General features: G+C 73.1%; 30 protein-coding genes and 1 tRNA gene. 10 read left to right on the forward strand and 21 right to left on the reverse strand.

All coding sequences use genetic code 11. The annotated features are described in order from the left end of the window. Positions 1 to 406: 406 nt before the first annotated feature. Positions 407 to 1,180, forward strand: coding sequence for a TetR/AcrR family transcriptional regulator (locus tag ACFYQQ_RS18715; protein ID WP_355789620.1), 774 nt, complete (start codon positions 407 to 409; stop codon positions 1,178 to 1,180). A 16-nt stretch (positions 1,181 to 1,196) separates the two neighbouring features. Here ACFYQQ_RS18715 and ACFYQQ_RS18720 read toward each other — a convergent pair whose 3' ends face one another. Together ACFYQQ_RS18720 and ACFYQQ_RS18725 are read right to left on the reverse strand one after the other, a co-directional pair. Then, the gene (locus tag ACFYQQ_RS18720; RefSeq protein ID WP_355789623.1) at positions 1,197 to 1,667 is read right to left on the reverse strand and encodes a PPOX class F420-dependent oxidoreductase; all 471 of its coding nucleotides are present in this window, start codon (positions 1,665 to 1,667) and stop codon (positions 1,197 to 1,199) included. A 25-nt stretch (positions 1,668 to 1,692) separates the two neighbouring features. Further along, entirely contained in the window at positions 1,693 to 2,043 is a 351-nt protein-coding gene (locus ACFYQQ_RS18725; RefSeq protein WP_355789626.1) for an STAS domain-containing protein, read from the reverse strand. Between the two features lie 237 nt (positions 2,044 to 2,280). Between ACFYQQ_RS18725 and ACFYQQ_RS18730 the strand changes: the two genes are divergently transcribed. Further along, positions 2,281 to 3,006 carry a GAF and ANTAR domain-containing protein gene (locus ACFYQQ_RS18730; RefSeq protein WP_355789629.1) on the forward strand — a complete coding sequence of 242 codons (726 nt, stop codon included), beginning with the start codon at positions 2,281 to 2,283 and terminating at the stop codon, positions 3,004 to 3,006. A gap of 28 nt (positions 3,007 to 3,034) precedes the next feature. After that, positions 3,035 to 3,799, forward strand: a complete 765-nt coding sequence (locus tag ACFYQQ_RS18735; RefSeq protein WP_355789632.1) for a GAF and ANTAR domain-containing protein — start codon at positions 3,035 to 3,037, stop codon at positions 3,797 to 3,799. Between the two features lie 27 nt (positions 3,800 to 3,826). On the opposite strand, the gene ACFYQQ_RS18740 is transcribed toward ACFYQQ_RS18735, so the two are convergent. From ACFYQQ_RS18740 to ACFYQQ_RS18750, 3 genes are all read right to left on the reverse strand, one after another. Next, a complete protein-coding gene (locus ACFYQQ_RS18740; protein WP_355789635.1) occupies positions 3,827 to 4,648 on the reverse strand; it encodes a YceI family protein in 822 nt (273 codons plus the stop codon). 121 nt (positions 4,649 to 4,769) lie between these two features. Continuing rightward, on the reverse strand, positions 4,770 to 7,292 hold the full coding sequence (locus ACFYQQ_RS18745) for an MFS transporter (RefSeq protein ID WP_388904855.1): 2,523 nt from the start codon (positions 7,290 to 7,292) through the stop codon (positions 4,770 to 4,772). A 20-nt stretch (positions 7,293 to 7,312) separates the two neighbouring features. Next, the gene (locus tag ACFYQQ_RS18750) at positions 7,313 to 7,813 is read right to left on the reverse strand and encodes a MarR family transcriptional regulator (RefSeq protein WP_355788856.1); all 501 of its coding nucleotides are present in this window, start codon (positions 7,811 to 7,813) and stop codon (positions 7,313 to 7,315) included. A gap of 332 nt (positions 7,814 to 8,145) precedes the next feature. Between ACFYQQ_RS18750 and ACFYQQ_RS18755 the strand changes: the two genes are divergently transcribed. Continuing rightward, the gene (locus ACFYQQ_RS18755; RefSeq protein ID WP_355788853.1) at positions 8,146 to 8,340 is read left to right on the forward strand and encodes a hypothetical protein; all 195 of its coding nucleotides are present in this window, start codon (positions 8,146 to 8,148) and stop codon (positions 8,338 to 8,340) included. Positions 8,341 to 8,365: 25 nt separating this feature from the next. Here the strand turns inward: ACFYQQ_RS18755 and ACFYQQ_RS18760 are convergent, their stop codons facing one another. From ACFYQQ_RS18760 to ACFYQQ_RS18800, 9 genes are all read right to left on the reverse strand, one after another. After that, a complete protein-coding gene (locus ACFYQQ_RS18760) occupies positions 8,366 to 9,124 on the reverse strand; it encodes a hypothetical protein (RefSeq protein ID WP_355788850.1) in 759 nt (252 codons plus the stop codon). Between the two features lie 38 nt (positions 9,125 to 9,162). Further along, positions 9,163 to 10,080, reverse strand: coding sequence for an RNA polymerase sigma factor SigF (locus tag ACFYQQ_RS18765; protein ID WP_355788848.1), 918 nt, complete (start codon positions 10,078 to 10,080; stop codon positions 9,163 to 9,165). Between the two features lie 244 nt (positions 10,081 to 10,324). Beyond that, positions 10,325 to 11,344: an RNA polymerase sigma factor SigF gene (locus tag ACFYQQ_RS18770; protein WP_356163856.1), complete on the reverse strand. Its 1,020-nt coding sequence runs from the start codon at positions 11,342 to 11,344 to the stop codon at positions 10,325 to 10,327. A 194-nt stretch (positions 11,345 to 11,538) separates the two neighbouring features. After that, a complete protein-coding gene (locus tag ACFYQQ_RS18775) occupies positions 11,539 to 11,832 on the reverse strand; it encodes a Dabb family protein (protein ID WP_355796263.1) in 294 nt (97 codons plus the stop codon). Positions 11,833 to 11,890: 58 nt separating this feature from the next. Beyond that, on the reverse strand, positions 11,891 to 12,070 hold the full coding sequence (locus tag ACFYQQ_RS18780) for a hypothetical protein (RefSeq protein ID WP_355796266.1): 180 nt from the start codon (positions 12,068 to 12,070) through the stop codon (positions 11,891 to 11,893). A 187-nt stretch (positions 12,071 to 12,257) separates the two neighbouring features. Continuing rightward, positions 12,258 to 12,342, reverse strand: a tRNA-Ser gene (locus tag ACFYQQ_RS18785). A 61-nt stretch (positions 12,343 to 12,403) separates the two neighbouring features. Then, on the reverse strand, positions 12,404 to 12,835 hold the full coding sequence (tadA, locus tag ACFYQQ_RS18790) for a tRNA adenosine(34) deaminase TadA (protein WP_355794130.1): 432 nt from the start codon (positions 12,833 to 12,835) through the stop codon (positions 12,404 to 12,406). Positions 12,836 to 12,904: 69 nt separating this feature from the next. After that, the gene (locus ACFYQQ_RS18795; RefSeq protein ID WP_355794131.1) at positions 12,905 to 13,447 is read right to left on the reverse strand and encodes a hypothetical protein; all 543 of its coding nucleotides are present in this window, start codon (positions 13,445 to 13,447) and stop codon (positions 12,905 to 12,907) included. Between the two features lie 272 nt (positions 13,448 to 13,719). Next, complete coding sequence (locus ACFYQQ_RS18800) at positions 13,720 to 13,902, reverse strand: hypothetical protein (protein ID WP_355794128.1); 183 nt, start codon at positions 13,900 to 13,902, stop codon at positions 13,720 to 13,722. Between the two features lie 174 nt (positions 13,903 to 14,076). Here ACFYQQ_RS18800 and upp point away from each other — a divergent pair, with 174 nt between their 5' ends. After that, positions 14,077 to 14,712, forward strand: a complete 636-nt coding sequence (upp, locus tag ACFYQQ_RS18805; protein ID WP_355794129.1) for a uracil phosphoribosyltransferase — start codon at positions 14,077 to 14,079, stop codon at positions 14,710 to 14,712. A 67-nt stretch (positions 14,713 to 14,779) separates the two neighbouring features. On the opposite strand, the gene ACFYQQ_RS18810 is transcribed toward upp, so the two are convergent. From ACFYQQ_RS18810 to ACFYQQ_RS18840, 7 genes are all read right to left on the reverse strand, one after another. Further along, positions 14,780 to 15,427 carry a LytR C-terminal domain-containing protein gene (locus ACFYQQ_RS18810; protein ID WP_355794819.1) on the reverse strand — a complete coding sequence of 216 codons (648 nt, stop codon included), beginning with the start codon at positions 15,425 to 15,427 and terminating at the stop codon, positions 14,780 to 14,782. Between the two features lie 98 nt (positions 15,428 to 15,525). After that, positions 15,526 to 15,822, reverse strand: a complete 297-nt coding sequence (locus tag ACFYQQ_RS18815; RefSeq protein WP_003999914.1) for a type II toxin-antitoxin system VapB family antitoxin — start codon at positions 15,820 to 15,822, stop codon at positions 15,526 to 15,528. Positions 15,823 to 16,152: 330 nt separating this feature from the next. Then, a complete protein-coding gene (locus ACFYQQ_RS18820; RefSeq protein WP_355794820.1) occupies positions 16,153 to 16,296 on the reverse strand; it encodes a hypothetical protein in 144 nt (47 codons plus the stop codon). 70 nt (positions 16,297 to 16,366) lie between these two features. Beyond that, the gene (locus ACFYQQ_RS18825) at positions 16,367 to 16,633 is read right to left on the reverse strand and encodes a hypothetical protein (RefSeq protein ID WP_356238131.1); all 267 of its coding nucleotides are present in this window, start codon (positions 16,631 to 16,633) and stop codon (positions 16,367 to 16,369) included. Positions 16,634 to 16,973: 340 nt separating this feature from the next. Continuing rightward, the gene (locus tag ACFYQQ_RS18830) at positions 16,974 to 17,675 is read right to left on the reverse strand and encodes an HdeD family acid-resistance protein (protein ID WP_355782736.1); all 702 of its coding nucleotides are present in this window, start codon (positions 17,673 to 17,675) and stop codon (positions 16,974 to 16,976) included. Positions 17,676 to 17,770: 95 nt separating this feature from the next. Then, positions 17,771 to 18,373 (reverse strand): HhH-GPD-type base excision DNA repair protein, encoded by a 603-nt coding sequence (locus ACFYQQ_RS18835; RefSeq protein WP_355782738.1) that lies wholly within the window; start codon positions 18,371 to 18,373, stop codon positions 17,771 to 17,773. Between the two features lie 87 nt (positions 18,374 to 18,460). Then, on the reverse strand, positions 18,461 to 19,201 hold the full coding sequence (locus tag ACFYQQ_RS18840) for a siderophore-interacting protein (RefSeq protein WP_355782741.1): 741 nt from the start codon (positions 19,199 to 19,201) through the stop codon (positions 18,461 to 18,463). 84 nt (positions 19,202 to 19,285) lie between these two features. Here ACFYQQ_RS18840 and ACFYQQ_RS18845 point away from each other — a divergent pair, with 84 nt between their 5' ends. From ACFYQQ_RS18845 to ACFYQQ_RS18865, 5 genes are all read left to right on the forward strand, one after another. Continuing rightward, positions 19,286 to 21,391 (forward strand): penicillin acylase family protein, encoded by a 2,106-nt coding sequence (locus ACFYQQ_RS18845; protein WP_355782743.1) that lies wholly within the window; start codon positions 19,286 to 19,288, stop codon positions 21,389 to 21,391. Continuing rightward, positions 21,381 to 22,007 carry a GNAT family N-acetyltransferase gene (locus ACFYQQ_RS18850; RefSeq protein WP_355782745.1) on the forward strand — a complete coding sequence of 209 codons (627 nt, stop codon included), beginning with the start codon at positions 21,381 to 21,383 and terminating at the stop codon, positions 22,005 to 22,007. The genes ACFYQQ_RS18845 and ACFYQQ_RS18850 overlap by 11 nt, the downstream gene beginning before the upstream one ends. A 9-nt stretch (positions 22,008 to 22,016) precedes the next feature. Further along, positions 22,017 to 22,496, forward strand: coding sequence for a cupin domain-containing protein (locus ACFYQQ_RS18855; protein ID WP_355782748.1), 480 nt, complete (start codon positions 22,017 to 22,019; stop codon positions 22,494 to 22,496). Beyond that, on the forward strand, positions 22,484 to 23,314 hold the full coding sequence (locus ACFYQQ_RS18860; protein WP_356238135.1) for an SDR family NAD(P)-dependent oxidoreductase: 831 nt from the start codon (positions 22,484 to 22,486) through the stop codon (positions 23,312 to 23,314). The genes ACFYQQ_RS18855 and ACFYQQ_RS18860 overlap by 13 nt, the downstream gene beginning before the upstream one ends. 323 nt (positions 23,315 to 23,637) lie before the next feature. After that, positions 23,638 to 25,623 (forward strand): copper resistance protein CopC, encoded by a 1,986-nt coding sequence (locus ACFYQQ_RS18865; RefSeq protein WP_355782230.1) that lies wholly within the window; start codon positions 23,638 to 23,640, stop codon positions 25,621 to 25,623. The last annotated feature ends 33 nt before the right edge of the window (positions 25,624 to 25,656 follow it).

Raw genomic sequence — 25,656 nt, forward strand, 5'->3', positions numbered from 1 at the left:
GTTTGGCCGGGGGCGGGGGGGGGGCGGGGGTTTCCGGGGTGGGTTGGTCCCGCCCCCCCCCCGGGGGCGGGGGGGGGCCCCCGGCGGGGGGGGGGGGGGGGGGGGGGGGCCCCCCCCCCCCCCCCCCCCCCGCCGCTCCACGTCCCGCCGGAAACTGCCTTGTACGGCGCACGGAACGGTTCCACGGTGTAGGACGGCCCTCTCCGTACACCGCGGAAGGGCCCCGCACCATTTCCCGGCGGGCTGCTCGCGGCGGCGTTGCCGCGGCGGGCGGAGAGGGCAGACTCCGCGGTGACGGCGTCCGCGTGACGCACGCTTAGCACCGGGAGGGGAGGACCGGGGCATTCCGGCCCCCACCTCGGGAAACCAGAACCTCAGGGTCCCGCAGTTCCGAGAAAGGTGCGCCATGGTGAGGGCAGCCGACCGGGCCGGGCGTCCGGCGCGGACCAGTGTCTGGTTGGACGGCAAGGCGGCCCGGGGACGTACGGCGCGTGGCGGTAGCCAGCCGTCGGGGCTCGACCGGGACCGCATCACGGAGGCCACCGTGCGGCTGCTGGACGCGGAGGGCCTGGCCCGGTTCTCCATGCGCCGCCTCGCCGCCGAGCTGAACGTGACCGCGATGTCCGTCTACTGGTACGTCGACACCAAGGACGACCTGCTCGAACTCGCCCTGGACGCGGCCTTCGGCGAGCTGGACCCGTCCGACGCCGGACCGGGCGGGGACTGGCGCGACCAGCTGCGCTCCCTGGCCGCCGGCTACCGCTCGCTGCTCGTGCGCCACCCGTGGGTGTCCCCGCTGATCGGCAACTTCCTGAACATCGGGCCGCACTCGATGGCCTTCTCGCACCGCGTGCAGCAGATCGTCCGCGACACGGGGCTGCCCCCGCACGGACGCACGGGCGCCCTGTCGGCGGTCTTCCAGTTCGTCTACGGCTTCGGCACGATCGAGGGCCACTTCGTGCGGCGCTGCGCCTCGGCCGGGATGACCCAGGACGAGTACGTCCACCAGGCCATGGGCGCCATCCGCGACCGGCCGGAGTTCGCGGAGCAGTTCGAGAGCGCCGCGGACCTCATGGAGGCCCGCGGCGGTGACACGGTGGAGGAGATGCGCGAACGCGACTTCGCCTTCGCGCTGGAGACGTTGATCGCGGGCATCGAGGCGATGGTCGCCAGGGGCTGACCGCGCCGCTCCCGGGTCAGTCCTGCGGGGCGAGCCGCGCCGGGAAGCCGCCCGTGGCCACCGGCCCCCACCGCTCGGGCGTGACGCGGATGATCGACTTGCCCTGCTTGCGCATCGCCTCCCGGTACTCGTCCCAGTCCGGGTGCTCCCCCGCGATGTTGCGGTAGTACTCGACCAGCGGCTCGACGGAGTCCGGCGCGTCGATGACCTCGGCGGTGCCGTCGATCTGGACCCAGGGCCCGTTCCACTCGTCGCTCAGCACGATGAGGCTGACCCGCTCGTCCCGCTTGGCGTTCCGCGTCTTGGCGCGCTCCGGGTAGGTGGAGACGACGATGCGGCCCGCGTCGTCCACGCCGCAGGTCAGGGGGGAGCCCTGGGGGCCGCCGTCGGCCCGCCGGGTCAGCAGGACGGCGCGGTGCCGGGGCCGTACGAAGTCGAGCAACTCGTCCAGGGAGACGGAGGTGTTCTTCGCGATGTTGGGTGCCATGCGGCCAGCCTAGGTCGGACACGGCCTAGGACTCGATCGCCTCGGCCAGGTCGTCGTACACGGCGACGTCCCGGCGCAGCCCGGTCAGCTCCAGGACGCGGCTCACCAGGCCCTCCGGCCGCGCCACCACGCGCAGTTCGGTGCGCGGCGGGCGGTGCAGCTGTTCGCGTACCTCGTTGATGAGGCGTACGCCCTGGGAGTCCATGAACTCGGTCCCGGTGAGATCCAGGACGAGCAGGCGCAGTCGGTCCTTCCGTGTGTTCACCACGCCCATGGTCCCGGCGTACACGGAGTCGGCGTTGGAGATGTCGATGTCCGCGGGCAGCGTGACGAGCGTGCAGTTCGGCAGGTCACGTGGGGTCGGGGAGAAGGTCATGGCAACTCACCTGAAAGACATGTGTCCGGATCCGATGAGGCCGCTTCCTGACCTGTACGGCCATTCCACCACGGGCGCGGCTCTCTTCGGAAGCTCGGCCACCGAGCCGCAACCTCACCCCATCGGAGCAGCTAAAGTGCTGTTCGTCCTGTGCTCGCAGTCGGGAATGTGCTGCGGAGCTCTCCTGCGCATGGCGCTGGGGCCTGTCGTCGAACGACGACGGGATCCTGGTCATGCATGCCGAAGAGGTTCGTGGTGGCTGCGTCCGACTTTACTGAATTGCCCCATTTCGCGATGGGTTTCGAGCTGGCCGAGGCTCTGTCCGTGGCCGCTCAGCAGCTGCATGAGACATCCACGGCGAACGGCACCCTGCGCACCGCGGCCCGGCTCGCCGTGCACCTCCTGCCCGGCGCCGAGCACGCCGGCGTCTCCGTCATCGAACGCGCCGCGCACCGGCAGACCCTCGCCTGGACCGACGACGTCGTCCGCTCCGCCGACGCCCTGAACGCGGGCCGGGAGCACGACGCGTACTGGAACGGGCTGTGGAGCGCGCCGGTCGCCGGGATCGAGGACAGCGGCGACGACGAGGACGGTGAACTCACCCTGTCCGGCCTCGGACTGCGCTCGGTGCTCTCCCTGCGCCTGCGCGCGGACCGCCGCCGGGTCACCGTCCTCACCGTCTACGCGCGCAAGCCGCGGGCCTTCGACGACTCGGCCACCCGCATCGGCCGGCTGCTCACCGCGCACGTGAGCATCGCGCTGGAGTCGGCGACCGTACGGGAGCAGCTGACGGAGGCCATGCGCACCCGCGACCTGATCGGCCAGGCCACGGGCATCCTCATGGAGCGCCTGGACATCGACGCGGCGGAGGCCTTCGACAGTCTGGTGCGGACCTCTCAGCGGGAGAACGTGAAGCTGCGCGACCTCGCGGGGCGGATCGTGGAGGCCAGGGACCAGGCGTGAGCGGGTGCCGACGGGATAACCGTTCTGTATGAGACCCCCAGCGGATCCACCCCGGTCGCCGCGGGCCGTCGCGGCGGAAGCCGGCCCCCTCCACGAGGCGCTGGCTCAGGGCGGCGGCCTCGACACGCTGCTCAAGGACCTCACGGAGCGGGCCGTGCTCGCCGTCGAGGGAGCGGCCGCCTCCAGCATCACCGTCCGCCGCGACGGACGGCTGCTCACCCTGGCGGGCACGGACGGACTGCCGAGCGGACTGGACCAGCGGCAGTACGAGAACGGGGACGGCCCCTGCGTCCGGGCGGCCGAGGCGGACGCCGAGCAGCACTCGCCGGACCTCACCCAGGAGACCCGCTGGCCCTCGTACACCGAGTACGCGCTCTCGCAGGGGGTCCGCTCGGTCCTCGCGGTCCCGCTCGCGGTCGACGGCGAGACGGACGCGGCGCTCAATCTCTACGCCGTGACGGAGAACGCCTTTCGCGACCGGCGGGAGACCGCCCGGGAGTTCGCGGCTCGCGCGGCGCAGGCGATCAACGCTGCGCTGCGCATCGAGCGGGACCGGGCGTCGGCGGGGGACGTCCGGACCGCGCTGCTCTCGCGCAGCGTCATCGACCAGGCGGTCGGCATCCTGATGGCGAAGGAGCGCTGCGACGCCCGGGTGGCGCTCGACATGCTGCGCCGCGCCTCGCAGGACTCGAACGTCAAACTCCGGGACCTGTGCGGGGATCTGGTGGCCCGGGTGTCCCGTACGCCGGTCCGCGACGGCAGGACGCCGGGCGGCTCCCGGGCCGGCGCCTGAGCGGCCGCCCCGGGAGGGCCCGCCCGGTCAGACGGCGGGCAGCGAGTCGCCCTGGACCGCCTGGACGTCCAGCTCGACGCGCAGCGTGGTGCCGATGGCGGAGATGCCCGCCTGGAGCACCTGGTTGTAGTTCATCGCGAAGTCCTCGCGGCGCAGTTCGGCGGTGGCGCGGAACGCCGCCCGCGTGCCGCCCCAGGGGTCGGCGCCGGTGCCGAGGTAGGCCAGGTCCAGGTCGACGGGGCGGACGACGCCGTGCATGGTCAGTTCGCCGTGCACCGTCCAGCGGTCGGAACCGGCGAGGGTCAGCCCGGTCGAGCGGTACGTGATCTGCGGATACGTCTCCACGTCGAGGAAGTCGGGCGACTTGAGGTGCCCGTCGCGCATCGCGTTCCCGGTGTCGATGGAGGCCGCGGAGATCACCGCCTCCACCCGGGACTTGGCGACCTCGTCCGGGGCGATCTCGATCAGGCCCGAGAACTCGGTGAACCGGCCGCGCACGCTGGAGATGCCCAGGTGCTGGGCGACCGCGCCGACGGAGGAATGCACCGGGTCGATGGTCCAGGGGCCCGGCGGGGGCAGTTCGGTGCCGCCCTGGCGGGTCAGGACCACGTTCCCCACGTCCGCCCGCCCGCTCGCCGTGACGATCGCGCTGGACGCGGCGGGGGCGTACCCGACCGCGGTGACGATCACGGTGTACGCGCCGGGCGCCAGGTCCGTCGTCTCCCGCACGGCACCTTCGGTGTCGGCCTCGGCCCGCACCACCTGGGTGCCCGTCATGTCGGTCACCGTGACGACCGCGTGCGACACGGCCCATCCGTCCCGCGTGCGGATCCTTGCGGTCAGTCCCATCCCGTTTTCTCCTTGCAAGCCAAGCTGTCCGGGCCGGCGGGGCCGGCCGGACCGGTCGAAAAAGAGACCGGCCCGCGGGGCGCACCTCCGCTCGGAGTGCGCCCCGCGGGCCGGAGCCGAACTACTCGCCCGGGTGGGAGAGTTCGATGTCGTGGCCGTCGGTGCCGGGGCCGTCGACGGTCAGCGAGGTGGCCACCGGCGGGTAGCCCGTCGCGATGACGGTGTACTCGCCGCCGTCCAGGTCGGTGAAGGCGTACGCCCCGTCGGCGCCGGTCCTCGCCGTGCCGACCACGTTGCCGGCCGCGTCGACCAGGGTGACCCGGGCGTCGCCGAGCGGACCGCCCGGAGCGCGGACGACACCCTGCACGTGGGCGCCGGGGCTGAGTTCGACCTCGACCCGGGTGACGCCGGTGCCGCCGACCTCGACGGGCAGGGCCACCGGACGGTGCCCCGTGGCGTTCACCGCGACGGTCACGGCACCGGGAACCAGCTCGGCGAAGGTGAACTCGCCCTGCTCACCGGTGGTTCCGGTGGCCAGCACGTCACCGCGCACATCGGTCACGATGACCATGGCGTCCTCGACCGCGGTCCGGGACCCGGCGGCCCGCACCACACCGCTCAGCCCGCTGGTGCCGCTGAGCAGGATGTCGTACGCGACCGGCTCGTCGTTGACGACGATCGTCGAGGCCTGCGGCTGGAAGCCGTCGGCGGAGGCGATCAGGACGTAGGAGCCGGTGCCGGGCGCGTCCACCGCGTAGGCGCCGTCGGCCTGCGCGACCGACCGGCCGAGCTGCCGTCCCGCGAGCGAGATCAGCGTCACCGCGGCCCGCGGCACGGGCGCGCTCTCGGCGCCGCGGACGTGGCCGCGGACCGGGATGCCGCCGGAGCCGGGCGCGGTCCCGGTCGCCGCCGTGGCGACGGCGCCGAGCTGCTGCGTGCCCTCGGGGCCGGGGCCGGCCGTCTCCGTCGGGGAGGCGGACCGGTTCGCGGTCTCGACGGTCTCGACGGCGGGGGCTTCGGCGGCGGCCGGGACGGCCGCCCTGGCGTCGGCCTCGGCGGCCTGGGCCAGACCGCCCGAGGTCCGCAGCGGGACCTCCTTGATGAACAGCGTCACGAAGAAGGCGACGAGGGCCATCGCCGAGGCGATCAGGAAGACGTCCGCGATGCCGTGGCCGTACGCGCTCTCCAGGACCGTGCGCAGCGGGCCGGGCAGCGCGTCCATGTCCGGGATGCTGCTGTCGGAGCTCGCCGCGGAGGCCGCGGAGGCGTACTTGGGACCGAGGTCGGTCAGTCCGTCCCGGGCGTAGTCGCCGATCCGGTTGGCCATCACGGCGCCCAGCGCGGAGACGCCGATCGCACCGCCGAGGGACCGGAAGAAGGTGACCGTGGAGCTGGCCGCGCCGAGGTCGGAGGGGGCCACCTGGTTCTGCGTGCACAGCACCAGGTTCTGCATCATCATGCCGATGCCGAGACCCATGAGCGCCATGAAGATCGCGATGTGCCAGTACTCGGTGTCGTACCGGATCGTGCCGAGCAGACCCAGTCCGGCGGTCACCAGGACGCCGCCGCTGACCAGCCAGGCCTTCCACTTGCCGGTCTTGGTGATGATCTGGCCGGAGACCGTGGAGGAGACGAACAGGCCGCCGATCATCGGGATGGTCATCACGCCCGACATCGTCGGGGACTCGTCGCGGGCCAGCTGGAAGTACTGGCTGAAGAAGACGGTGCCGGTGAACATCGCGACACCGACGAACAGCGAGGCGATCGAGGACAGCGTGATGGTGCGGTTGCGGAACAGCCGCAGCGGGATGATCGGTTCCTTGGCCCGGGACTCCACGAGCACGAAGAGCAGCCCCAGCACGACCGCGCCGGCGAGCATCGTGTAGGTCTGCCAGGAGATCCAGTCGTACTTGTCCCCGGCGAAGGTGACCCACAGCAGCAGCAGGGAGACCGCGGCGGAGATGAAGAACGCGCCGGCCCAGTCGACCTTGACGTCCCGCTTCACGACGGGCAGGTGCAGGGTCTTCTGCAGGACGATCAGCGCGATGACCGCGAAGGGCACGCCGACGTAGAAGCACCAGCGCCAGCCGAGCCACGAGGTGTCGGTGATGACACCGCCGAGCAGCGGACCGCCGACGGTGGCCACGGCGAAGGTCGCGCCGAGGTAGCCGGAGTAGCGGCCCCGCTCACGGGGGGAGATCATCGCGGCCATGACGATCTGCGCCAGGGCGGACAGACCGCCGACGCCGATGCCCTGGACGACCCGGACCGTGATCAGCATGCCCGCGTTCTGCGAGAGGCCTGCCACCACGGAGCCGAGGACGTAGATGATCAGCGCTATCTGGACGAGCGCTTTCTTGCTGTAGAGGTCGGCCAGCTTGCCCCACAGCGGCGTGGTCGCCGTCATGGCCAGCAGCGAGGCCGTGACGACCCAGGTGTAGGCGGACTGGCCGCCGCCCAGGTCCCCGATGATCTCGGGAAGGGCGTTGGAGACGATCGTCGACGACAGGATCGCGACGAACATGCCGAGCAGCAGCCCGGAGAGCGCCTCCATGATCTGCCGGTGGGTCATCGGAGCGCCGTCGGAGGACCCACCTCCGTGCTTGGCGTGAGCCCGCACACCGGCTGGTGTGGTCGTTGCCATGGGCTTCCTTTTCTTACGTTCTATGCGGGTGTACGGGTGGTCGGTTCCGTCGCGTACGAGTGCGGGGGCGCCGGTCGGTGCGGCGGGGTGCCACGGCAGTCGCCGAAGCTCTCGCGCAGCCGGCCCATGAGCTCGATGAGCAGACCGACCTCGTCGTCGGACCAGTGGCTCAGCCGGTCGGCCAGCAGCCGCGACGAACGCTCTGAGAGCTCGTCGAGCTGATGCCGGCCCGCGGCGGTGAGGCGCAGGATGCGTGAGCGCTTGTCAGCCGGGTCGGGGGACCTCTCGATCCAGCCCCGGTCCGCGACATGGGCGACATGGCGGCTGGTCACCGACATGTCCACGGAGAGCAGCTCGGCGAGCCTGCTCATCCGCATGTCGCCGTGCCGGCCGAGCAGCGTCAGGACGGCGGCGGAACCCGCCGGGCAGTCGTGCGGCAGGATCCGCCCCATGTCCCTCTTCACGGCACCGATGGCGCTGAGCTGACGAGCCAGTTCCTCGTACTGCGCCTGCTCGGCCATCGCACCTCCCGTATTCGTTGCTTAGGGCAACCATAGAGACAGTTGGTTGCCACAGGCAAACGAAATCGGGACCAGTCGCCCTAAAAACTTGGCAAAGGCAAGCATTGGCAACCGTAAACCCGCAGGTGAGGGGGGTAAGTGCCGCCGTCAACGACCGTCCGGCCGGTACGGTCCCCGTCCGCGCCCCGCCGGGCCGGCTGGCGCGAGGCCTCCCGGGAACCGGCGAAAAGGGCCGCGAGCAGTACGGAAGCGGAATCGCGGGCCCCGCCGAACGGCCGGAAGGGGAACCCGGCACTTGGGCAGTCCCCGCTCATTCGCTAGGGTCCAGGGCCATGGCAAACACCCAGGGCCCCGAGGGCAACTACGACCCCGCGGGTAGCACCCAGATGTTCCGGGCCTTCGTCGACGAGGGCCCCCAGGCGCGTCCCCAGCAGGCGGCCCAGTCGGGCCCCCGCATCGGCCTGATCCTCGGCGTCGTGGCCGCCGTGATCGTCGTCGCCGCCGTGGCCTGGCTGGCGCTCTCGTAACCGGCGGCCCGCCCCCAGGGGCGGGCTACCGCCACCGTACGGACACGTCCCGCGTCTCGACGTGCATGCCCAGCGGCACCCGCCAGGCGTCCACGCACACCGTCCAGGTCCGTTCCTCCACGGCGCCGGCCGCGATCGGCGCCGGCAGGTCCTCGGTCGACTCGACCGTCGCCCAGTCGATCCCGAGCGCCCCGACGACATGCGTCCCGAACGTCACCGTGCCCGAACGCACCGCCGTCCCACCGGTGTTGCGGAAGGAGACGGTCACCTCCTCGCACCACCGGTGCTCACCCGCCGCGCGCCGCGGCTCTCCGGCGGTCAGTACGGCGGGCCCGGCCGGGGGACTCGCGGGCGCCTCGGTCGCCGTACCGCCGCCCGAACCAGCGCCCGGCCGCCCGGAGTCACCGCCCGCGCCCGCCGAACCCGGCCGCTCCGTCCCGTCTTCCGTCGTCGCGCCGGGACCCCGCGTCTGCGCACCCGGTGACCGCGTGGGCCCCGTGCCGGGTGCCGATGAGCTCGCCGGGTCCGAACGCCCCTGATCCGCGCCCCTGTTGACGGCCGGCGGCGCGGCGCCGCCCTCCTCGTCCAGTGGCGCCAGCGTCACGTCCCCGGTCGGCGCCGCCGCCCCGGACGCGCCCGGCGGCCCGCCGGCCGGACCGACCGCGACGTAGCCGCCGCCGAGCCCGCCTCCCCCGCAGGTGACGGCCACGGCACCCAGGCAGACGACAGCCGCCGAGGCACCCAGCAGGGCGCCTCGGCGGTCGCGTATCGGGAGTCGGCGCATCGCGACAGTGTGGTTGACGGTGCGTCAATTATGAAGACTCAGTCGGAGATGAGACCTTCCCGCAGCTGGGAGAGCGTGCGGGTGAGCAGCCGGGAGACGTGCATCTGCGAGATGCCGACCTCCTCGCCGATCTGCGACTGCGTCATGTTCGCGAAGAAGCGCAGCATGATGATGCGGCGCTCGCGGGGCGGCAGCTTGGCGAGCAGCGGCTTGAGGGACTCGCGGTACTCGACGCCCTCCAGGGACGGGTCCTCGTAGCCGAGGCGGTCCGCGAGGGAGCCCTCGCCGCCGTCGTCCTCGGGGGCCGGGGAGTCCAGCGAGGAGGCCGTGTACGCGTTGCCCACGGCGAGGCCGTCGACCACGTCCTCCTCGGACACGCCGAGCACCACGGCGAGTTCGGCGACGGTCGGCGAGCGGTCCAGCTTCTGCGACAGCTCGTCGCTGGCCTTGGTGAGGGCCAGGCGCAGCTCCTGGAGGCGGCGCGGGACCCGCACCGACCAGGAGGTGTCGCGGAAGAAGCGCTTGATCTCGCCCACGACCGTCGGCATCGCGAAGGTCGGGAACTCCACGCCGCGTTCGCAGTCGAAGCGGTCGATCGCCTTGATCAGGCCGATGGTGCCGACCTGGACGATGTCCTCCATCGGTTCGTTGCGGCTGCGGAAGCGGGCCGCCGCGTACCGGACGAGGGGGAGGTTGAGCTCGATCAGGGTGTCGCGTACGTAGGCGCGCTCGGGGCTGTTCTCGTCGAGCGCGGCGAGCCGCAGGAACAGGGAGCGGGACAGGGTGCGGGTGTCGATGGCTCCCGAGGCAGGAAGGGCCGGGACGGCCGCTTCCTGGTCCGGGAGGGCCGGGACGGCTTCCTGGTCCGGAAGGGCCGGGACGTCATGAAGCACGTCGGGCGCCGAGTCGCTCTTGGCGAGCGTGAGCACCTTCGAGCTGCCCTGATCTGCGGACATGCCACCCCCTTTGGGTCGCGGACGGTCGCGGCGGACGCTCCCGTCGGAGGAACGCAGCCTCCACCTGAATACCGGCGGCGAGGCCGCGGCAAACGCGCTTCCGGCAGAATGTCACATGTCGGCAACACGCTGTAGTGACATGTCGACATGGGAAGGGTGAATCGGCCCTGGAAAAAGGGGGTCTGACGGTTTATCAGTGAAGAACCGTCGGAAAAAAGCCCGCTGAGCGATTCGCTCCCGGGAGTTACGCCTCGATCCTGTTTGCGGATCTCAGACGCGCGAAACTACGCGCGAGAAGCCTTGACACATGCATCTGTGACACACCCAGTTCGGCACTGATCTGGGACTGCGTCAGATTGCTGTAGTAGCGCAGCAGCAGGATCCGCTGCTCCCGTTCGGGCAGCTGTACGAGAAGGTGGCGCACGAGGTCGCGGTGCTCCACCCCGTCGAGCGCCGGGTCCTCGTAGCCGAGCCGGTCGAGCAGCCCCGGCAGCCCGTCGCCCTCCTGGGCGGCCTCCAGCGAGGTCGCGTGGTACGAGCGCCCGGCCTCGATGCAGGACAGGACCTCCTCCTCGGAGATCCGCAGCCGCTCGGCGATCTCGGCGGTCGTCGGGGAGCGCCCGAAGGCCGTCGTCAGGTCCTCGGTGGCGCTGTTCACCTGCACCCACAGCTCGTGCAGCCGGCGCGGCACGTGGACCGTGCGCACGTTGTCCCGGAAGTACCGCTTGATCTCCCCGACGACGGTCGGCATGGCGAAGGTCGGGAACTGCACCCCCCGGTCGGGGTCGAAGCGGTCGATGGCGTTGATCAGGCCGATGGTGCCGACCTGGACGACGTCCTCCATCGGTTCGTTGCGGCTGCGGAAGCGGGCGGCGGCGTACCGGACGAGCGGCAGGTTGGCCTCGATGAGTGCGCCGCGCACCCGCCCGTGCTCGGGGCTGCCCGGCTCCAGCTGCTTCAGCTGCCCGAACAGCACCTGTGTCAGCGCCCGGGTGTCGGCGCCCCGGCGCTTCTCCGGCGCGGGGGCGGGCTGCTCCCCGGCGGCGGGCGGCGGGGCCGGGGCTGCCGGCTGCCCTGGGGCGGGGGACTGTGCGGGCGCGGCGGGCAGGGAGGGGGCGGACGGCAGGGCGGGCGCGGGCGGCTGGGTCGGGGCGGACGACTGGGCCGGGGCGGAGGTCGGGGCCTGGGACCGGGGGCGGTCCTGGACCTGAGCCTGGTCGGGGGCTTCCTCCTGGGGTGGCGCAGTACTGGCCGACACGGTCAACGCCACCTCTTCATTCGTCAACGATCCGTCGACGTCTCCGTCAACTCATCCGTCAAAAGCGGTCATAGCATCACAAGACATGTGCACTGTGTGCAAGCACCCCATAACACCGTGTTGGTAACCACTCCGGGCATACGACGCAAAAGGGCCCCCCGCCGGTTGCGGCGGGAGGCTCCTGGAACGGGTGGCGCGGCTCAGAAGGGATAGTCGGCGATCACCCAGGTGGCGAACTCGCGCCACAGCGCGACGCCCGCCTGGTGCGCGGGGTGCTCCAGGTAGCGCTTCAGCGCATCCGTGTCCGCCACCGCCGAGTTGATCGCGAAGTCGTACGCGATGGGCCGGTCGGTGATGTTCCAGTCGCACTCCCAGAACTCCAGTTCCGGGATCTGCCCGCCGAGCGCGCGGAAGGCGGCCACGCCCTCGACGACGCGGGGGTCGTCGCGCTGGACGCCCTCGTTGAGCTTGAAGAGGACCAGATGGCGGATCACGGGCGCTCCCAGGGGTGTTGCGGGCGGCCGCCCGGCGCCGGGGCAGGTCCGGCCGGACCTAGTCCTGGGCTCCGTCGGCGATCCACGTCATGAAGTCGCCGACCGCCTGAGCGGCGTTCGAGATGCCCTCGAACCCTATCTGGACGTAGTCGGCGGCCTTCTCGGGGTCGGTGATGATCACGTAGAGCGCGAAGACCACGACCGCGTAGACGGCGACCTTCTTCCCATTCACCGCCACCGCGGCCTCCCCTGTGCCTGCTGTGCCTGCTGCGCCCCGGTGGGCCCCCTGTTGACGGCGGTGAGTGTAACCCGACCAGGTGTTCGGACACCCGCACATGATCACGTATCCACCGGCCCCTCACCTCGCCTACGGAAGCGGGCACACAGCACGAAGGGCCCCGTCTTTCGACGGGGCCCTTCAGAAGCGGTAGCGGAGGGATTTGAACCCTCGGTGACTTGCGCCACACTCGCTTTCGAGGCGAGCTCCTTCGGCCGCTCGGACACGCTACCGAGGGAGACCCTACCCCAAGGTGGCCCGTGGTCAGAAATCCGTTTCGGAGATCCTCCGCGGTCACCTCCGCCGGAAGAACTCCGTCAGCAGACGCGCGCTCTCACCGGCCAGGACACCCTCGATCACCTCGGGCCGGTGGTTGAGCCGCCGGTCGCGTACGACGTCCCACACGGAGCCCGCCGCGCCCGCCTTCTCGTCGCGCGCGCCGTAGACGACCCGGTCCACCCGCGACTGCACGAGCGCGCCCGCGCACATCGTGCAGGGCTCCAGGGTGACGACGAGCGTGCAGCCGTTCAGCCGCCACTCACCGGTGCGTTCCGCGGCCCGGCGAAGGGCGAGGACCTCGGCGTGCGCCGTCGGATCGCCGGTGGCCTCACGCTCGTTGTGCCCCGCCGCGAGCACCGTCGTACCGTCCGGCGACAGCACGACGGCGCCGACGGGGACGTCCCCGCCCCCCGTGGCCAGCCGGGCCTGTTCCAGGGCGAGCCGCATCGCGGCCCGCCAGGGATCACGTACGGGATCGGGCGGGGACGTCTCCTCAGTGCTGCTCACCGGGGGAACCTAACGGACGGTCTCCAGGACCTCCGCGGCCCCCAGCGCCTCGGCGATCGTGTTGAGCGCGTCGCCCTCGTGGAGGAGGAGCAACTCCTTCTCGCTGACGCCCAGGTCGGAGAGGACCTCGCGGTCACCCACCGGGCTGTGCGGCACGGCCTCGCCGGATGTGCCGGCCTCTTCTTCTTCGTCGTCGGGGTCCTCTCGCTCACCGTCTTCCGTGCCGTCGAGGTCGAGGGAGTCCAGATCGGGGACGTCGTCGTCACCGGGCTCCCTTCCGAGAAGTTCGTCGGTGAGCAGGATCTCGCCGTACGAACTGCGGGATGCTGCGGCGGCGTCCGAGACGTAGATACGAGGGTCCTCCTCGCCGTCCACGCGGACGACCCCGAACCATCCGTCCTCCTGCTCGATGAGGAGGAGGACCGTGTCGTCGTCGACCGAGGCCTCGCGGGCCAGGTCGGTGAAATCCGACAGGGTCTCCACATCGTCGAGCTCTGTGTCGCTCGCTTCCCACCCGTCTTCGGTGCGCGCGAGCAGTGCGGCGAAGTACACCGTGACTCTCCCACTGGTCATAGGCGTGCCGGTTGGGGGTCCCCCCGGCGGAGGCTGTGGGCGGAACCGCTGCTTCGAGCCCCACCCACTCGGAATCGTGGCAGAAAGAGAGCGTCCAGGGGACGTCTTCGCCCTGCTGTGTCTGCCTCTTTTGATCGCTACCAGCGGGATCGTACGCGGCCGGGGGTCCCGCCCAGGGGCCCAACCGCCCGTGGGAGCGGGCCCGCGACCATTCCTGGACAGGGGCCCGACCACGTCCGCGACGGGCGGGACTACCAGCGGAAGGTGCGCATACGCATGGCGTGGCGCAGCCGGGCCGCCTTGGCGCGGCGCGGCTGGACCCGGTCGCGCAGCTCGCGTGCCTCGGTCAGTTCCCGCAGGAACTGGGCGCGGCGTCTGCGGCGCTCGGCCTCCGTCTCCCGCTGCTCCAGGAAGTCGTCGTCCCGCTCCGGCATAGGCACACCACCCCAGGTCCGTCCCTCCCACTTTCCCTCCGACGGCCGGTTTGATGCCAGCCGGAGGGCGAGGCGCGGTCCGGGCGCGGCGCGGACGATCGGGCGCCGTCGCGCCCGGGCGGGGAGCCGGGCGGGGCGGTGGTGGGCGGGCCGGGCCCGGTTACTGTTGTGGACATGCGTCTCCACGTCGTCGACCACCCTCTGGTCGCCCATAAGCTCACCACCCTGCGCGACCGCCGCACCGACTCCGCGACCTTCCGGCGGCTCGCCGACGAGCTGGTCACCCTGCTCGCCTACGAGGCCACGCGGGACGTGCGCACCGAGCAGGTCGACATCGTGACCCCGGTCTCCTCCACCACGGGCGTCAAGCTCTCCTACCCGCGCCCGCTGGTCGTGCCGATCCTGCGCGCGGGCCTCGGCATGCTCGACGGCATGGTGCGGCTGCTGCCGACCGCCGAGGTCGGCTTCATGGGCATGGTGCGCGACGAGGAGACGCTCCAGGCGTCCACGTACGCGACCCGGATGCCCGAGGACCTCTCCGGGCGGCAGGTCTACGTCCTCGACCCGATGCTCGCCACCGGCGGCACGCTCGTCGCGGCGATCCAGGAGCTCATCAAGCGGGGCGCCGACGACGTGACGGCCGTGGTCCTGCTCGCCGCCCCCGAGGGTGTCGAGGTCATGGAGCGCGACCTGGCCGGCACGCCGGTCACCGTCGTGACCGCCTCGGTCGACGAGCGGCTCAACGAGCACGGCTACATCGTCCCGGGCCTCGGGGACGCCGGGGACCGGATGTACGGCGCCGCGGAGTAGTCCACGCGCGGACGGCGGGGCCCGTCACCGGGCCCCGCCGCTGTTCGTCGCGCTGCTGGCGGAGGTGTCAGCAGGACTTCTTCGTGGCGGAGGGCGTCGGCTCGGGCCTGGCCAGCACGGCCAGCGCCTTGGTGGCGTCCTCCTTGTCCGTCAGCGCCTTGAAGCCGGTGCCGATGACGAGGTCGACCTCGGTGGCCTTCTGGCGCCCGTCGGTCTGCACCTCGGCGCCGGGGAGCTGGGTGTTCAGCACCGGCAGGGCGGCGGCGTCCGCGGCCTTCGCGCCGAGCAGCAGCCCGGTGCCCTCGACCTTCTTGTCGTACGCCTTGGTCGCGTTGCCCACGTCACCGATGCGGAAGCCGCGCTTCTTCAGCTCGTCGGCGGTCTTCTTCGCGAGCCCGCTGCGGGGCGTGGCGTTGAAGACGTTGACGGTGATCTGGCCCGGTTCGGGGAGGGCGCCCGCCGCCGCGGACGCCGTCGGCGAGGGACTCGCCTTCTTCGCACAGTTGGCTTTGGCGCCGGCCGCCGAGGCCTTGTCGCCGCCGGTGAAGACGTCGATGAGCTGCAGTGTTCCCCAGCCGATCAACCCCAGCGCGGCGACGGAGGCGATGGCGAGGAACGCCAGCCTGCGGCGCCCCCGGGGTCGGCGCATCCGCGGGTACTTGTCCCCCGTGATGCGGTACTGGCGGCCCATGCCCGGGGGAGTCAGCATGCTCATGGGCGCAGCGTAGTGCGACTTGGCGACGATAACTACTAAATGATCATTGACGGCGGCTCAGTCGAACCCGAAAGGGTCAACCGGCGGGCCCGCGGCGCTCAGTCCAGCTCGAGGACGCGGGCGTGCAGCACCTGGCGCTGCTGGAGCGCTGCGCGGACCGCGCGGTGCAGTCCGTCCTCCAGATACAGGTCGCCCTGCCACTTCACGACGTGCGCGAAGAGGTCGCCGTAGAAGGTGGAGTCCTCGGCGAGGAGGGTCTCCAGGTCCAGCTGGCCCTTGGTCGTCACGAGCTGATCGAGGCGGACCGGGCGCGGCGCGACGTCCGCCCACTGCCGGGTGCTTTCCCGGCCGTGGTCGGGGTACGGCCGGCCGTTTCCGATGCGCTTGAAGATCACACGGAAAGCCTACCGGTCAAGACCTTCCGGGCGCAGCCATGGGGACGGAGTGCGGTGCCGGAAAAGACGGCGGAAAGCGGGGCAGACCGGTAGGTGTCCGGGGTTCCCCGGAAGGCTCCGGCGGCGCCCGGACCGGCCAGGACCGGCGGCGGAGGCCCGGCGGACGGCGCCGCGGGACCGGGCGGAAGGTGACACCCGGGAGGGTGAGCGGTGGCGGTGACGACCGGCCCGAAGGTGTGAGGGTCACCGTCGTCCCCGGTGCGCCTGGAAGGCGACTTCCCCAGGGGTCTCCGGCGGGCGGCCGCCCCGGGTGGGACGGCCGCCCTGCGCTCACCGCCGTCCGTGCTCCTTGAGGGGCGTCCGCTCGCGCCGCCCGTCCGGTCCGGGGCGGGACTCGGTCTTCGGCTTGGGCGCGTTGCGTACGGCCTCCGCCCGCAGGAGGGCGTGCAGGATCGCGTAGGGATCGTGGGGCATGGCTGTGTCCTTGTCCTTGGTCCGTTTGTGCGTTGCTGCGGGATGCGGAACGGTCCGGGGACCGGGCCTCTCAGCAGCGCAGGACCACACAGCGCAGGACGTGCAGCGCGAGGGCGTACGGCGGTGGCGAGGGGGCGGACGGGAGGAGCGCCGCGTGCTCCGGGCGCCCGGTGTCGGGGCGGGGCGTGGGCGTCAGGGGGGCCAGGAGGCGGTGGCCGTGCCGGGCGGGCGGGCGCAGGGCCGTGTCGAGCGCGTCGGGTTCGAGGCCGCCCGTCTCGGCGGCGACGGCGAGGGGCGGCGCGGCGAGGGCCTCGGGGTGCGGGCCGGTCGCGAGCACCGCGACGACCAATAGGACGAGGACCCGCAGCCACGCGTGCCGGCGGGTGGCCCGCGCCGCGTGTGAAGGGGGAGCGGCGGACGGCGGCGGCGGGAGGGTCCGGGTGCCCGCCGTGCCCACCCGAGTGCACGGCGGGGCGCCCGTGGGAGTTCCGGCGGAAGCCCCCGTGGGAGTCCCGCCCCGCGCCCGTGCGCACCGCGGCGGCGGATGCGGTGGACGTGGGGCGGTGCTCATGGAAGGTGATGTCCCCCTCGGCGACGGTGTCCTCATCGGTTCGGCGGCCGGAACCGCCCTCTTGGCGTACGGGTCCGTGCGGCGCGGTCCGGCCGCGCGGTGCCCGTCAGAGGGTGCGGGGGACCAGATGCGCGCGCCCGCGGATCCGGAACGCCGTGACGATCTCCGTCACGCCGACCACGAGGAGCCAGCAGCCGCCGACCACGGCCAGCACGGCCACCGACTCGAACGGCGAGACGATCAGCACGATCCCGGCGAGGAAGCTGACGACGCCGAGGAAGATCTGCCAGCCGCGCGCCGGCACGCTCGGGTCCGACGCGGCGGCCAGGGTCTGGGTGATCCCGCGGAACAGCCAGCCGATGCCGATCCACAGGGCCAGCAGCAGGATCGACTGCATCGCGCCCCGGAAGCAGAACAGGCCCAGCAGCAGGGACAGCACGCCGCTGATGAACGCCATGACGCGCAGCGAGGTCGCCGCGTGCGTCCCGAAGGCGGCGACGAGTTGCAGCACCCCGCTGCACACCAGGTAGATCCCGAAGAGGACGCCGGCCGCGAACAGGGTCGCCTCGGGCCAGGCCAGGACCAGGATCCCGAGGACCAGTGCGGCGGCCCCGGCGGCCATGACGGCCTGCCAGGCGGCGCGGGAGAGGAAGTGCAGGGGGCCCTCGACGCCCTCGGGTCCGCCGCCCTGGCGCCCGAGGGCGCCCTCCGGGTGGCCGGGGTGCCCGACTCGGGGGTCCCGGGCGGCGTGGACCCGGCGGTCGTCGTACTCGGGGCCCCGCGGGGAGCCGTTGGGTGCCTCGGTCATGCCTCATGCTCCGGCCGCGCCCGGACACCGCGCACTCCGGGAGGGTCCACGCGGCTGACGCCGGACGTGCCAGGCACCGGGCGGCGGCCGGCGCCCTACCCCTCGGTGGCGCGGGCCGCCTTGGCCGCCTTCGCCGCCGCCTTCATCTCCTGCTTGTGCGCCCGCACCTTGGTCAGCGACTCGGGGCCGGTGATGTCGGCGACCGAGCGGAAGGCGTCCGGCTCCCCGTACGCGCCGGCGGCCTCGCGCCAGCCCTCGGGGCGTACGCCGAGCTGCTTGCCCAGCAGCGCCAGGAAGATCTGGGCCTTCTGGGTGCCGAAGCCCGGCAGCTCCTTCAGCCGGCGCAGGAGTTCCCCGCCCGTGCCGACGCCCTCCCACACCGCGCTCGCGTCACCGTCGTAGTGCTCCACGAGGTACTGGCACAGCTGCTGGATCCGCTTGGCCATCGATCCCGGGTAGCGGTGCACGGCGGGCTTCTGCGAGAGGAGCGCGGCGAATGCCTCCGGGTCCTGCGCGGCGATCTCGTGCGCGTCCAGGTCGTCCTTCTCCAGCCGCCGGGCGATCGTGTAGGGGCCGGCGAACGCCCACTCCATCGGGACCTGCTGGTCGAGCAGCATCCCGACGAGGGCGGCGAGCGCACTGCGCCCCAGCAGCTCGTCCGCTTCCGGCTGCTGGGCGAGGTGAAGAGTGGCGTCCATGCCTCGATGATCGCCCGCACGCGCGCGTGGCGCCTCCCCGGGTCCCGGGGAGCGGGCCGTCACCGGAGCGGGAGGGCGGCCGGGGGTTCAGGCGGCGCGCCAGTACCCCAGGGCGTTCACCCGCTGCTTGGGCAGGGACAGTTCCTTGCGGACGTATGCCGCGAGGGAGCGGGTCGTGGCCGTGTCGCAGGCGATCCACACGTACGGTTCCGGCTGCTCCGCCAGGAGGCCGGGGAGGTCGTCCTTCACGCGGGCGACCAGGCCGGCGCCGCCGTCGAGGCGGGGTACCGCGCGCACCTCGTGCAGGGAGGGCACGGTCCGCGCGGGGAGGCCGCCGAGCCCGGCCGGGGACGAGCCGTCGGTCTCGAACCAGATCGTCGCCGGGGTCCCGTCCATCGCGTCCAGCAGGGAGTTGAGGGCGGGCAGCGACGCGGGGTCGGCCACCGCGAAGACGTGGGAGGGGGCCGGGCGGGGCGCGGTGAACCCGGTCCCCTGCACGGTCGCCTCGATCGTGTCGCCGGGCTTCGCCGTCCGCGCCCAGTCGCTCGCGCGGCCCTCGTGCAGGGCGAACTCCAGGCTGAAGGTCCCGGCGGCCGGATCGGGGTCGACCAGCGTGTACGCCCGCTGATGGGGCCTGCCCGCGTTGTCGAACCACAGCCGCACCCACATCGTCGGGTGGACGCCGGTCGCCGCCAGCATGCCGCCGTCGGTGAGCCGCACCCGCCGGTAGTGCGGGGTGACGTCCTCGGCCCCCGTGACGGTGAACGCGAAGTTCTTGGCGCCCAGCAGCCTGAGCACCGCACCTTCCCAGCCGTGCCCCTGCCCCATCGAGTCTCCCTCGTCCCACGTCGCGTACGATTCCGCCGCAATCAAAGTTAGGTTAGCCTAACCTGAAATGACGGGGGTTGGTCCGTGAGCAGCGAGATCTACCGTGACGCCTGGGGCATTCCCCATCTGCGTGCGGACGGCGTGCGGGAACTCGCCCACGCCCAGGGCCGGGTCACCGCCCTCGACCGGGCCTGGCAGCTGGAGGTCGAGCGGCACCGCGCGCAGGGCACCTCGGCCGCGTTCCTCGGCGCCGACTCCCTCCCCTGGGACCTCTTCGTCCGCCGGGCCCGCGTCGACGACACCGCCCGGCGCTGCTTCACGGCCCTGGAGGAACGGGACCCGGAGACGGCCGACTGGCTGCGGGCGTACGTCGACGGCGTCAACGCCGGACTGGCCGAAGGCGCCCGCCGCGCCCCGGAGTTCGCGCGCACCGCACTCGCTCCCGGCCGGTGGGAGCCGTGGACCCCGATGGGGGTCTGGCTGAGCACCCACATCCTCTTCGTCGGCTTCCCCGCCAAGCTGTGGCGCGAGGAGGTCGTACGGCGGCTCGGCGCGGACGCGGTCGCCCTGTTCGCCGCCGACGGCCCCGGCACCGTCGGCAGCAACGGCTGGCTCGTCGCCGGCGAGCGCACCACCACCGGCCGGCCCGTCATCGCGGGCGACCCCCACCGCTTCATCGAGGACCCCGGCGTCTACCAGCAGATCCGCCTCGCCTGCCCCGAGTTCGACGTCGTCGGCATCGCCGTCCCGGGCATGCCGGGCATCGCCCACTTCGGGCACACCGGCGCGGTCGCCTGGGCCATCACCAACGCCATGGCCGACTACCAGGACCTCTACCGCGAACGGCTGCGGCGCACCCCCTCCGGCGTCGAGGCGCTCGGCCCGGACGGACGGTGGCACCCCGCCTCCCGTCACGTGGAGACCGTGGAGGTGGCGGGCGGCGAACCGGTCGAGGTCGAGGTCGTCGAGACCGCGCGGGGTCCCGTAGTCGTCGGCCCGGACCCCGGCGAGGACGGCACCGAGGACGCCATGAGCCTGCGGTACCCGCCCCGGGTGACCGGCGACCTCGGCTTCGGCGCGCTCCTGCCTCTGCTGCGGGCCCGCCGGGTCGCCGACGTGGACCGGGCCCTCGACCGGTGGGCCGAACCCGTGAACGTCGTCCAGGCCGCCGACACCGAGGGCGGCCTGCTGCACCGCGTCGCCGGGAAGGTGCCGGTGCGCGGCACCGACAACCGCACCCGGGTCGTGCCCGCCTGGGAGCCCGGCCACGAATGGCGGGGCTGGCACGAGATGCCGCACGGCACCGTCGACGACGGCATCGCCGTCATGGCCAACCAGCACGGCCCCGCCACCCCGCTCGGCACCGAGTTCGCCGCCCCGCACCGGGCCCGGCGCATCCGCGCCCTGCTCACCGCCCGGCGGACCTGGTCGGCCCCGGACATGGCGGCCGTCCACACCGACACCCACCTCGCCTCGGCGGCCCCCCTGCTGGAGCGCCTCGCCGCCCTCGACGAGGCCGCACTGAGCCCGCGGGCCGCCGCCGTACGCGCCCGGCTCCTGGCCTGGGACCGGCACATGGACGCCGGCAGCACCGACGCGGCGGCCTACGCGGCGGTGCGCGGAGCCGTCGTCCGGCGGCTCGCGGCCCACCCCGCCCTCGCCTGCCTGACCGACCCGCCCGCATGCCCGGAGGTCTTCCGGCCCTGGCTCGACCTCACCGTCCGCGTCGGCTACGCCCTGCAGAACCTGCTCACCGTATGGGAGTTGTACGGCATCGACCGCGCCGAGGTCGTCCGCGAGGCCCTGGAGGAGGCGGCCGCCGACACGGCCCCCGCCGGCGCCGAGGCGGTCACCCCGGACACCACCTGGGGCGACGTCCACCGCCTGGTCCCGTGGCGCGCGCTGCCCGCCGACCCGCACGAGGGGCCCGGCCTCTCCGGCGACCACGACTGCGTGCTGTGCACCTCCTCCGTGCCCGGCCTCACCCACCGCGCCGCACGCGGGCCCGCCGCCCGCTACGTCTGGGACCTCGCCCGCCGCGAGGACAGCCTCTGGGTGGTCCCGCTCGGCGCGAGCGGCGTCCCCGGCACCCCGCACCACCGCGACCAGCTCCCCCTGTGGCTCGCGGGAGAACTCGCCCCGGTCGTCACCGACTGGAACCGCCTGACGAAGGAGAACGATGAGCACTGAGCCGTACGCGGCCGGCCGCGAGGCCGTCCACGAGCAGCGGACCGACGGCTTCGGCACCGTCCGCGTCCTCCCGCTCGACCCGCACGCCGACCTGGACGTCGTGCACGCCTGGGTCACGGAGGAGCGGGCCGCGTTCTGGGGCATGAACGGGTTCACCAGGGAGCAGGTCCTGGAGACCTACCTCCACCTGGACTCGCTCGACACCCACCACGCCTTCCTCGCGGTCAAGGACGGCGAACCCGCCGCGCTGCTGCAGACGTACGAGCCGGACGCCGACCGGGTCGGCGAGTGCTACGAGGTCCGGCCCGGTGACCTCGGCGTCCACGTCCTGATCGCCCCCAGCGGACCTGGCGGCGCCCGCCCCGGCTTCTCCACCGGACTGCTCGCCGCGTTCACCGCGTACGTGTTCACCGGGCTCGGCCGCACCCGGATCGTGGTCGACCCGGACGAGCGCAACGAGAAGGCCGTCGAGCGGTTCGTCCGCCAGGGCTTCGAAGCCGGGCCCGTCGTCGTCCTGCCCGAGATCGACCTCCCGGACGTCCACCTGCCGGAGAAGCGCGCCCGACTCGCCTTCCTCACCAAGGAGGCGGCCCTCGCCGGGGTTCCCGCTCAGTAGCCTGGCCGCATGACGCCAGAAGACCTCATACGGCACTACGGTCTGGAGCCGATCCCCCGCGAGGGAGGCCGTTTCCGGCAGACCTGGGCGGGCCCCGAGCGGCCCGACGGCCGCCCCGAGGGGACCGCGATCGTCGCCCTGTTCACCTCCGCGCCGGACGACTTCTCGGCCCTGCACCGGCTGCCCTCCGACGAGATCTGGCACTTCTACACGGGCGATCCGCTCGACATGCTGCTGCTCGCGCCGGACGGCGGCGTGCGCTCGGCCGTCCTCGGACCCGATGTGCTGGGCGGTCAGCAACCGCAGTACACCGTGCCCGCCGGCACCTGGATGGGCGCGCGGGTCGCCCGCGGCGGCGCCTGGTCCTTCCTCGGCTGCACCATGGCCCCCGGCTTCACCTACGAGGGCTACGAGCACGGGGACGCGGCCGAACTGACCGCCCGCTACCCCGCCGAGGCGGCGCGGATCACCGCGCTGTGCCGCCCGTGAGCGCCGCCCCGGGGCCGGTCGCGGCTCCCCCGGGCGCCCTGCTCGCGGGTCAGGTGGCCCTCGTGACCGGTGCCGCGGGCGGCATCGGCCGGGGCGTCGCGCTGAGCTTCGCCCGGGCCGGGGCGGCGGTCGCCGTGCACCACCGCACGAGCCCGGCGGACGACGTGCTCGCCCGGCTGCGGGAGCTGGGCGCCCCGGCCATCGCGCTGCGGGCCGATCTCACGGACGAGGACGCCTGCCGCCGGCTGGTCCGCGAGGCGGCGGAGTGGGGCAGAAGCCTGCCGGGGTACGCCGGTCCGGCGCCGGGCGGGCTGACCGCCCTGGTCAACAACGCGGGCGTGCAGCCCACTCAGGCGCTGCCCGGCATGTCCGCCGCCGAGTGGCGGGAGGTCGTCGACTTCAACCTGTCGAGCGTCTTCGCGTGCACCCAGGCGGCGGCGGAACTGATGAGCGCGAGCGACGGCGGCACGATCACCCACATCGCCTCCGTCGAGGCCGCCCACCCGGCGCCCCACCACGCCCACTACTGCGCGTCCAAGGCGGCCGTCGTCATGCACGCCCGCTCCGCGGCCCTGGAGTACGGACCGCAGGGCATCCGCGTCAACTCCGTCTCGCCCGGCCTGATCGAGCGCGAGGGACTGGCCGGGGACTGGCCCGACGGGGTACGGCGATGGCGGCAGGCGGCCCCCACCGGGCGGCTGGGGCGCCCGCAGGACGTCGGGGACGCCTGCGTGTTCCTCGCCTCGCCGCTCGCGTCCTGGATCACGGGCCACGACCTGGTGGTCGACGGAGGGGTGTCGGCCCGCCCCACGTGGTGAACGCCCCGTCCCGCCCGCCCGCACGGAACGCGCGCACGCTGAGCGCCGGGCCGCCCGCGTACGTATGGAGGAGCGACGCGGGTGTCTCCGGGGACACGTGCGCACCCGGACACCCGGACACACGACGACCTGAACGACCCGGACGCCCGGCTGTCGACGCCGGACGCCCGATACGGAGACGTGACGTGGGCCTGTGGCGAGACGCTCGGCGAGCGGAAGGACGCGATGGCGGACGGGACGGAGGGCGGGCCGGGAGCGGCGGAACCCCTGCCCGGCGCGGCAGGGGCGGTGAACCCCGCGCGGGACGGGTCCTTCGCGGCCTGGTGCTGCTGGGCCCCGTGCTGGTCCTGCTCCTCCTCGGCGGCGCGGGTCCCGCGTCCGCGCACGCCGCCCTCAGCGGCACCGACCCCCGGGACGGAACCGTCCTCGCGTCCGCACCCCGCCACGTCACCCTGACGTTCACCGAGCCCGTCGGACTCCTGGACGACTCCTTCCGCGTCCTCGACCCCGACAACCGGCGGGTCCACACCGGCGAGCCCGGACACGCCGGCGGCCGCTCGGACACGGCCCGGGTCACCCTCCCGCGCGATCTGGGCACCGGCACCTTCACGGTGGCCTGGCGGGTCGTCTCGGCGGACAGCCACCCCGTCTCCGGCGCCTTCACCTTCTCCGTCGGCGAACCCTCCGCGACCAGCGCCGTCCTGCCGTCCGACGGCGCCGCCGACACCCTCGCCCGCACGCTGTACGACGCCGCCCGCTACGTCGCGTACGCGGCCGTCGCCCTGCTCGTCGGGACGGCGGCGTTCGCCGCGGCCACCGGCTTCGGACCTCTGCGGGGCCTGCTCCTGACCGGCTGGTGGACGCTGTCCCTGTCCACGGTTGCCCTGCTGCTGCTCCGCGGCCCGTACGAGCGGGGGAGCGGCCCGGCGACCGCGTTCGACCCGTCCGTCCTGTCCGCCACGCTGACCTCCCGGCCCGGGACGGCGCTGCTGGCCCGGCTGGTGCTGCTGGCCGCCGTCGCGCTGCTCCCGCTACGGATCGTCCCAGGCCGCGACGCGTCGCCCGCGACGAGGGGCACGCAGGCCGGGGCGGCACTGCTCGCCGTCGGCCTGGCGTCGACCTGGGCCGCCGCCGAACACGCCTCCGCGGGCATCCAGGTCCCCGTCGCCATGGTCTTTGCCGTGCTGCACCTGCTGGCCATGTCGGTGTGGCTGGGCGGCCTCGCGGCCCTGCTGACCGCCCTGCACCGGTCCCCGCAGGCGCTGCCCGCCTCCGCCGTGCACCGCTACTCCCGGCTGGCCTTCACGGCGGTCTGCGTCCTGGTGGCCACCGGCGCCTACCAGTCCTGGCGCGGCCTCGGCTCCCTCGACGCCCTCACCACCACGTCGTACGGCAGGATCCTGACGGCCAAGCTGGTGACGGTACTGCTGGTGCTGGCGGCGGCGGCGTACTCCCGCCGCTGGACGGGACGCCTGGTGACGGCGGGAACCGGTACGGCTGGGGAGGCCCCCGCCGCGCCCCTCGACCGGTCTGCCCGGGACAGGGCTCCCGACCCGGCGCGGCCGGCGACGACGACGGAGGGGACGGTGACGACCCCGGCGCGCATCCCGGAACGGGTCGGCGCACTGGCCCGGACGGACGCGGAGACCTCGACCGCGGGCGCGAAAAACCATCAGGCCCAGACCGCGACCGCCGAGGCCGAAGCGGAGTCGGGGGTGACCGGGGCCGAGCAGAAACCGCACGAGCCCACCGCCGGGGACGACTCCACCACCCCGGAACAGCCCGGCGCCGCAGAAGAGTTGGCGGCTCCGGACCCGGGACCGCATCGCCGCGCCCTGCGTCGCTCGGTGCTCGCGGAGGTCACCCTGGGGATCGTGGTCCTGGTGATCACCACGGTGCTGACCGGTACCCAGCCGGGCCGGGCCGCGCAGGCGGCGGCGGCCTCCGGCGCGGAGACGGCCGGACAGCCCGCCGACACCACCGCCCTGGTCCCCTTCGACGTCGGTACGCCGGGCGGCCACGGCAAGGTGCAGATCGACCTGGGCCCGGGCCGGGTGGGCGAGAACACGGTCCAGGCCGTCGTGTTCGGCCCCGACGGAGGCATCGCCACCGTCCCCGAACTGCGCCTGAGCTTCACGCTGGGCGATCAGAAGATCGGCCCGCTCGACGCCGGGCTCACCGACCGGGGCGGCTATTGGGGCACCGACAGCGTCAACCTCCCGCTGCCCGGCACCTGGACGATGAAGGTGACGATCCGTACGACCGACATCGACCAGGTCACGGTCTCGAAGACGATACGGATCGGCTAGAGGTCGCAGACGTACCGAGGAAAGAGGCCAACG

The organism is Streptomyces sp. NPDC005496, from assembly GCF_042872045.1.
Taxonomy (GTDB): Bacteria; Actinomycetota; Actinomycetes; order Streptomycetales; family Streptomycetaceae; genus Streptomyces.

Bases quoted from the DNA above. Each gene is read 5' to 3' on its own strand.
- ACFYQQ_RS18720 (WP_355789623.1), bottom strand. From the start codon at position 1,667: ATGGCACCCAACATCGCGAAGAACACCTCCGTCTCCCTGGACGAGTTG.
- ACFYQQ_RS18765 (WP_355788848.1), bottom strand. From the start codon at position 10,080: ATGTCCGCAGATCAGGGCAGCTCGAAGGTGCTCACGCTCGCCAAGAGC.
- ACFYQQ_RS18745 (WP_388904855.1), bottom strand. From the start codon at position 7,292: ATGGCAACGACCACACCAGCCGGTGTGCGGGCTCACGCCAAGCACGGA.
- ACFYQQ_RS18725 (WP_355789626.1), bottom strand. From the start codon at position 2,043: ATGACCTTCTCCCCGACCCCACGTGACCTGCCGAACTGCACGCTCGTC.
- ACFYQQ_RS18760 (WP_355788850.1), bottom strand. From the start codon at position 9,124: ATGCGCCGACTCCCGATACGCGACCGCCGAGGCGCCCTGCTGGGTGCC.
- ACFYQQ_RS18810 (WP_355794819.1), bottom strand. From the start codon at position 15,427: ATGAGCATGCTGACTCCCCCGGGCATGGGCCGCCAGTACCGCATCACG.
- ACFYQQ_RS18855 (WP_355782748.1), top strand. From the start codon at position 22,017: ATGACGCCAGAAGACCTCATACGGCACTACGGTCTGGAGCCGATCCCC.
- tadA (WP_355794130.1), bottom strand. From the start codon at position 12,835: ATGCGGCTCGCCCTGGAACAGGCCCGGCTGGCCACGGGGGGCGGGGAC.
- ACFYQQ_RS18850 (WP_355782745.1), top strand. From the start codon at position 21,381: ATGAGCACTGAGCCGTACGCGGCCGGCCGCGAGGCCGTCCACGAGCAG.
- ACFYQQ_RS18730 (WP_355789629.1), top strand. From the start codon at position 2,281: ATGCCGAAGAGGTTCGTGGTGGCTGCGTCCGACTTTACTGAATTGCCC.
- ACFYQQ_RS18735 (WP_355789632.1), top strand. From the start codon at position 3,035: ATGAGACCCCCAGCGGATCCACCCCGGTCGCCGCGGGCCGTCGCGGCG.
- ACFYQQ_RS18820 (WP_355794820.1), bottom strand. From the start codon at position 16,296: ATGCCCCACGATCCCTACGCGATCCTGCACGCCCTCCTGCGGGCGGAG.
- ACFYQQ_RS18840 (WP_355782741.1), bottom strand. From the start codon at position 19,201: ATGGGGCAGGGGCACGGCTGGGAAGGTGCGGTGCTCAGGCTGCTGGGC.
- ACFYQQ_RS18740 (WP_355789635.1), bottom strand. From the start codon at position 4,648: ATGGGACTGACCGCAAGGATCCGCACGCGGGACGGATGGGCCGTGTCG.
- ACFYQQ_RS18755 (WP_355788853.1), top strand. From the start codon at position 8,146: ATGGCAAACACCCAGGGCCCCGAGGGCAACTACGACCCCGCGGGTAGC.
- ACFYQQ_RS18830 (WP_355782736.1), bottom strand. From the start codon at position 17,675: ATGACCGAGGCACCCAACGGCTCCCCGCGGGGCCCCGAGTACGACGAC.
- ACFYQQ_RS18835 (WP_355782738.1), bottom strand. From the start codon at position 18,373: ATGGACGCCACTCTTCACCTCGCCCAGCAGCCGGAAGCGGACGAGCTG.
- ACFYQQ_RS18715 (WP_355789620.1), top strand. From the start codon at position 407: ATGGTGAGGGCAGCCGACCGGGCCGGGCGTCCGGCGCGGACCAGTGTC.
- ACFYQQ_RS18800 (WP_355794128.1), bottom strand. From the start codon at position 13,902: ATGCCGGAGCGGGACGACGACTTCCTGGAGCAGCGGGAGACGGAGGCC.
- ACFYQQ_RS18750 (WP_355788856.1), bottom strand. From the start codon at position 7,813: ATGGCCGAGCAGGCGCAGTACGAGGAACTGGCTCGTCAGCTCAGCGCC.
- upp (WP_355794129.1), top strand. From the start codon at position 14,077: ATGCGTCTCCACGTCGTCGACCACCCTCTGGTCGCCCATAAGCTCACC.